Below are 5,118 nucleotides of genomic sequence, written 5' to 3'. Positions count from 1 at the left end.
CTTTTTGTGCTAAGCGAGCGCCGCGATAATCGCCTCGGCGAACTCGCTGGTCGACGCTGTTCCGCCGAGGTCGCGTGTGATGCGTTCCCGCTTTTCCAGCACCTTGTTCAATGCCGTTTCGATGCGGTCTCCCGCGTCACTTTCGCCGATGTGCCTCAGCATCATGATCGAGGACATCAGCAGCGCCGTCGGATTAGCCTGATTCTTTCCGGCAATATCCGGCGCCGTTCCGTGAACGGCTTCGAAAAGGGCCGCCTTTTCGCCGATGTTTGCGCTCGGAACAACACCTAATCCGCCGACCAGCCCCGCCGCCAGATCCGAGACAATATCCCCGTAAAGGTTTTCCATCACCAGCATGTCGAATTGGTGAGGGTTCATGACGAGCTGCATGCACAGGTTGTCCACGATCTTGTCGTCGTGCTCGATCGAAGGATAATTCACGGCGACCTTGCGGAAGCACGCCAGGAATAATCCGTCGGACTTTTTCATGATGTTCGCCTTGTGAACCGCCGTCACTTTTTTCCGCCCGAACTTTCTAGCGTACTCGAAGGCAAACACGGCGATACGCGTGCTCGCTTTCTCAGTCATGATCTTCAACGATTCGACCACGCCGGGGACGACTTCATGTTCGAGGCCGGAATAAAGTCCTTCAGTATTCTCGCGGACGATGACGAGATCGACATCGCCGAATCGTGACTGGACGCCCGGGAGATTGCGTACGGGCCTGAGGTTTGCATACAGGTCGAGGATTCTACGCAGCCGGACGTTGACGCTTTCGAAGCCGCCGCCGATAGGCGTAGCAACGGGCCCTTTGAGGGCAATCGCATTCCGGCGAACGGAATCGATTACTTCGTCGGGAAGCGAAGAACCTGAAAGGTCCTGAGCGTGGCCGCCTACGGTAAACCGCTCCCATTCGATCTGAACGCCCGCCGATTCAATGATGCGGATGACTGCTGCGGAAACTTCCGGACCGATCCCATCCCCCGGAATAAGTGTGACGCGATGTTTCATATGTCCACCGAGCTTCATGAGCCGCGGCGCATTTGTCAAGTTTTCTCGAAACGCAAAACTCTGGAGCCCACGTCAGCCGTGCATTTCCGCCTTGTGCCGGCAGAAACACTCGCTTGACACTGCCTATACCGTGCGATATAAACCGCTGCGGTTTGTTGGGTGGAACATTAAGACAAAAGATTCCGGTTACTGACTGGAGGGAGCACAGATGAATAAAGGCGAGTTAATTGACAAGATCGCAAAAGATGCGAAGATTTCGAAAGTCCAGGCGAGCAATGCGCTCAATTCCGCGCTCGATGGTGTTGAGTCGACGCTGAAGAAAGGAAACAAAGTGACGCTGGTGGGCTTCGGCACCTTTTCGGTCAGCTCGCGCAAGGCGAGAACCGGCCGCAATCCTCAGACCGGAGCCCCGCTGAAGATTCCTGCCAAGAAAGTCACGAAGTTCGTTCCCGGTGCGGAACTCAAGAAAGCCGTCAACCGAGGCCGTTAGGCCATTTCGCCGCCATTCTCAACTTCATCGTCGAAATATGCGTAGGGCGGTCGTGGCCGCCCTACATTTCTTTAGAGCATCCAAAGATTCCCTGATTTGCCACAGAGTGGTACCCGCCTGCCAGCCCATCTAACAGAAAATCCAATATTTCCGGTCCATATTTATTGGCAATTGGAATGCTCAAGGATGAGGCGTCTTCAGCGATGTCATTGGGTGGGCGTTCGTTCGAGACTAGGGAACCAAACACGATGATACACGAAAGTCTTGTACCAGCGCAGCGGAAGTTGACTAGAATATTACTGGTTAATATTCAGTAGTCGAGAACGTAGACCTTAAAGCTCACAGAAAGTAACAAGGGGGAAGTTCATGGTTAGTCCAATTCGACGATTGTCAGTTGCAGGCATCGGCGTCCTGGCCGGCATTATGGTTTTGTCAGCAGGATGTGCGAGCCGGAAATATGTACGACTTCAAACCGAGGCGCTCGAGCCGTCCATTCAGGAAGCCCAGAACGGCGTAAAAGAGAACGCTGAACGAATCGATGCCGTCGACAGACGCGCTCAGCAGGGCGTGACTGCGGCTGGAGCGGCAGATACCAAAGCCACACAAGCGCAAACCGCGGCCCAGAATGCGGCGACGGCTGCGCAGGCCGCCGACCGCAAGGCGGATACAGCGAATCAGGGTGTCCAACAGGCAAATAACAGAATCAGCACGATTGAAAGCCGTATCGCCAATCTTGGCGATAACTATGCCGAAAGCGACAAGCAAGTGGTGATGTTCAAGTTCAATTCTTCCGTTCTGGATGCGGCGGCGAAGAGCACGCTCGACCGGATTGCCGGCAATACCGGCAACGGCGGATACATGCTTGAAATCCAGGGCTACACGGATGCTCGCGGTTCCGAGCAGTACAACATCGGTCTGAGCGAGCGGCGCGCCGAAGCTGTCCAGCGCTACCTCGTCTCTAAGAAGCTTCCGCTTTATCGCATTTCCATTGTCGGACTCGGAAAAGAAGATCCTGTCGCAGACAACAAAAACGAACAGGGCCGCGCCCAGAACCGGCGCGTGGAAGTCCGGCTCTTGAAATCGACCGGCTCCCGGCAGACGAACTAACGTCCAGGAGTCGCGAACTCACCTTGCTGTGAGCGGGAGCCGGGTTATTCCCGGCTCCCTTTCTCACCTCGCATAGTAGCCCTCCCGGGATTGGACGATTCGATAGAGTGGATCTCGCGTGCGCGCTTCAATGCGGTGAAAGGAGCCGTCCAGCCGGGGATTCGGTGACACATATCCCAGCGTGTAGGAAATCCCCAGTTCCTGTCCGATCCGCTGATACAACGGAATGATGTCGTCCAGCTTTTGGGGATAGATCATCCGCCCACCCGAAATGTCTGCCAGTTGCTCCATCCGCATCCGTACTGCCGCAAGATAGCGGTCCGGCATCGTGGAGTTGGGAAAGATAATTCTCAGACTTTTATACTCGTCTCCCCCGATTGTGTTCGGTTGCAGGTTCCTGTCTGTATTGAAGGCCACGAAGTAAATCGGAATTCTTGAAGTCCGTGCCGCTTTTAACGCGTTCTGGAAAGGGCGTTCGGCTTTCGGATCGGCTATCCGGTTCCGGGTGACCAGATCCTTGTAAAAGGACGTATCGCGTCCGTCCGTGAGAACGATCAGCGCGCGTCGGCCGGATGTCTTGCGGAATTGCCGCCGAAGCGTTTCCTCCACAGCATGGTAGAAATTCGTTCCCCCGATCTGGTCGGGTTCGAGCAGCCGGGGCAGCGCGGAAAGCGCTTTGTCCGGATCCCCGGTCCACTCCTGTTGCATCTGAACGTCGTAGTCGAACGTGGCTATTGCAATCTTGTCTTGAGGCCGCAGGCCGGCAATAAACTCGGAGATCGCCATCTGCATCAAGGGCCATTTGTCTTCAGTGCTTCCGCTTCGATCGAATAAGAGGAGGACATCGTGCGGTGCGGAAACGGGAAGGAAATAGCGAATATCCTGAGGTGCTCCGTCTTCGAACAATTCAAAAGCATCGCGAGACAGGTTTTGAACAGCGTTTCCGTTCGCATCTTCGACCGTCACATCCACGGTTACGAAGGGTACGTCGACCTTCAGCGTGTAGTCCGGCTTCTGCGCTGCAATCAGCGCAGCGCTGACGGCGGCAAGGGCCAGCAGTCTGAAAATGGTGCGTGCCATCGATGTGCTATCATCCTAACACCGGCAGTATTCGGGCAAAGATGAACAAAATCCTGAGAGCCACAGTCATCACCTGCACGGTGTCGATATTGTTTCTGCCATTCGCATTTTCTACGCCGGAATACACAAAAAAAGAGAATAAGCCCTGTACATTTTGCCATCCTGCGGTGGGAAAGCCGGACCTGAATGACGCCGGCAAGTATTACAAAGCGCACCACACTCTGGAAGGCTACAAAGAGAAAAAGACGTAACGGAATATCCTATGAAGATCGCGGTAACGGGTGCGACCGGATTGGTCGGAACCGCTCTTATTCCATTACTGAAGAGTGCCGGGCACGAGATCGTTTCATTGAGGCGTCCGGCGGATTGGGATCCGGAAAAGCACTTCATCGATTCTTCAGCGTTTCGCGGCGTCGAAGCCGTCGTACATCTTGCAGGCGAGAATATTGCGAGCGGGCGATGGACTGCCGCCCGCAAAGCGCGAATCCGTGACAGCCGGGTGAAGGGCACGCGGTTGATCGCAGAAGCGATCGCTGGAATGGCAGACCGGCCGCAGGCCTTGATCGGCGCTTCGGCGATCGGTTACTACGGCGACCGCGGCGACCAGGTCCTGCGTGAGGAAAGCAGTTCCGGTACGGGATTTCTCCCAGAAGTCTGCAGGGAGTGGGAAGCGGCTACGGATGCAGCGACACGGAGGGGCGTCCGGGTGGTCCACCTGCGTACCGGCATCGTGCTCAGCAAAGATGGTGGAGCATTGGCGAAGATGCTTTTGCCCTTCCGATTGGGTCTGGGAGGCAGAGTCGGTTCAGGAGATCAGTACTGGAGTTGGATCTCATTACACGACGTCTGCGGCGCCATACAACACTGCATTCAAGCAACCGGCCTGCATGGCGCAGTCAATCTCGTCTCACCTTCCCCGATCAAGAGCGTGGAGTTCACCAGAACACTCGGCCGCGTGCTCGGCAGGCCAACGGTCTTTCCACTTCCTGCTTTTGCAGCCCGTCTCGCTCTGGGTGAAATGGCGGATGCGCTGCTCCTGGCAAGCGCCCGGGTGGAGCCTGCAAAGCTGCAGGCCTCCCGATTCGTCTTTCGTCACAAAGACCTTGAACCTGCCCTGCGGGAGCTATTACGGTCCTGAAGCGAATTACTTCGCGAGTGTCGCTTGAATCGCGGCCTCCAGGGTCGCTTTCTCCTGGAAGTTCACGAAGTGCTTCACGATTGTCCCGGTTTTGTCGACGAAGAACAAAGTCGGGAACACGGTAACCCCGCCGTAATTCTGTTGCATGGCGGCGTTCAGATGGGCCAGCGTGAAGTTGAATCCATATTTCTTCGCGTAGTTCGCCCGATACTGATCGTCATACGGGAGTTCCAGAACCTGGTCTGCATTGGCGCCGATGATCTTAAAACCCTTCGATGCGTATTTGTTGTAC

Annotated in this window: 7 protein-coding genes; 4 read left to right on the top strand and 3 right to left on the bottom strand. The window is 55.6% G+C overall.

The window, feature by feature from the left end:
* Positions 1 to 9 precede the first annotated feature (9 nt).
* On the bottom strand, positions 10 to 1,011 hold the full coding sequence (locus VGK48_16580; GenBank protein HEY2382793.1) for an isocitrate dehydrogenase (NAD(+)): 1,002 nt from the start codon (positions 1,009 to 1,011) through the stop codon (positions 10 to 12).
* Between the two features lie 208 nt (positions 1,012 to 1,219).
* Here VGK48_16580 and VGK48_16575 point away from each other — a divergent pair, with 208 nt between their 5' ends.
* Together VGK48_16575 and VGK48_16570 are read left to right on the top strand one after the other, a co-directional pair.
* Entirely contained in the window at positions 1,220 to 1,501 is a 282-nt protein-coding gene (locus VGK48_16575; protein HEY2382792.1) for an HU family DNA-binding protein, read from the top strand.
* A 366-nt stretch (positions 1,502 to 1,867) separates the two neighbouring features.
* Positions 1,868 to 2,608: an OmpA family protein gene (locus VGK48_16570; protein HEY2382791.1), complete on the top strand. Its 741-nt coding sequence runs from the start codon at positions 1,868 to 1,870 to the stop codon at positions 2,606 to 2,608.
* 63 nt (positions 2,609 to 2,671) lie between these two features.
* Here the strand turns inward: VGK48_16570 and VGK48_16565 are convergent, their stop codons facing one another.
* Positions 2,672 to 3,688, bottom strand: a complete 1,017-nt coding sequence (locus tag VGK48_16565; protein HEY2382790.1) for a VWA domain-containing protein — start codon at positions 3,686 to 3,688, stop codon at positions 2,672 to 2,674.
* A 2-nt stretch (positions 3,689 to 3,690) separates the two neighbouring features.
* On the opposite strand from VGK48_16565, the gene VGK48_16560 reads away from it, so the two are divergent.
* Both VGK48_16560 and VGK48_16555 read left to right on the top strand, forming a co-directional pair.
* Complete coding sequence (locus tag VGK48_16560) at positions 3,691 to 3,939, top strand: hypothetical protein (protein HEY2382789.1); 249 nt, start codon at positions 3,691 to 3,693, stop codon at positions 3,937 to 3,939.
* Positions 3,940 to 3,950: 11 nt separating this feature from the next.
* Positions 3,951 to 4,826, top strand: coding sequence for a TIGR01777 family oxidoreductase (locus tag VGK48_16555; protein ID HEY2382788.1), 876 nt, complete (start codon positions 3,951 to 3,953; stop codon positions 4,824 to 4,826).
* A 6-nt stretch (positions 4,827 to 4,832) separates the two neighbouring features.
* On the opposite strand, the gene VGK48_16550 is transcribed toward VGK48_16555, so the two are convergent.
* Positions 4,833 to 5,118, bottom strand: a 286-nt coding sequence (locus VGK48_16550; protein ID HEY2382787.1) for a hypothetical protein, incomplete at its 5' end; no start/stop codon positions are given.

The sequence above is a fragment of the Terriglobia bacterium genome (assembly GCA_036496425.1).
Classification (GTDB): Bacteria; Acidobacteriota; Terriglobia; order 20CM-2-55-15; family 20CM-2-55-15; genus 20CM-2-55-15.
Note: the sequence above shows the minus strand (reverse complement) of the source record. Positions and strands in the feature narration are given on the sequence as shown.

Bases quoted from the DNA above. Each gene is read 5' to 3' on its own strand.
- VGK48_16560 (HEY2382789.1), top strand. From the start codon at position 3,691: ATGTGCTATCATCCTAACACCGGCAGTATTCGGGCAAAGATGAACAAA.
- VGK48_16575 (HEY2382792.1), top strand. From the start codon at position 1,220: ATGAATAAAGGCGAGTTAATTGACAAGATCGCAAAAGATGCGAAGATT.
- VGK48_16580 (HEY2382793.1), bottom strand. From the start codon at position 1,011: ATGAAACATCGCGTCACACTTATTCCGGGGGATGGGATCGGTCCGGAA.
- VGK48_16565 (HEY2382790.1), bottom strand. From the start codon at position 3,688: ATGGCACGCACCATTTTCAGACTGCTGGCCCTTGCCGCCGTCAGCGCT.
- VGK48_16570 (HEY2382791.1), top strand. From the start codon at position 1,868: ATGGTTAGTCCAATTCGACGATTGTCAGTTGCAGGCATCGGCGTCCTG.
- VGK48_16555 (HEY2382788.1), top strand. From the start codon at position 3,951: ATGAAGATCGCGGTAACGGGTGCGACCGGATTGGTCGGAACCGCTCTT.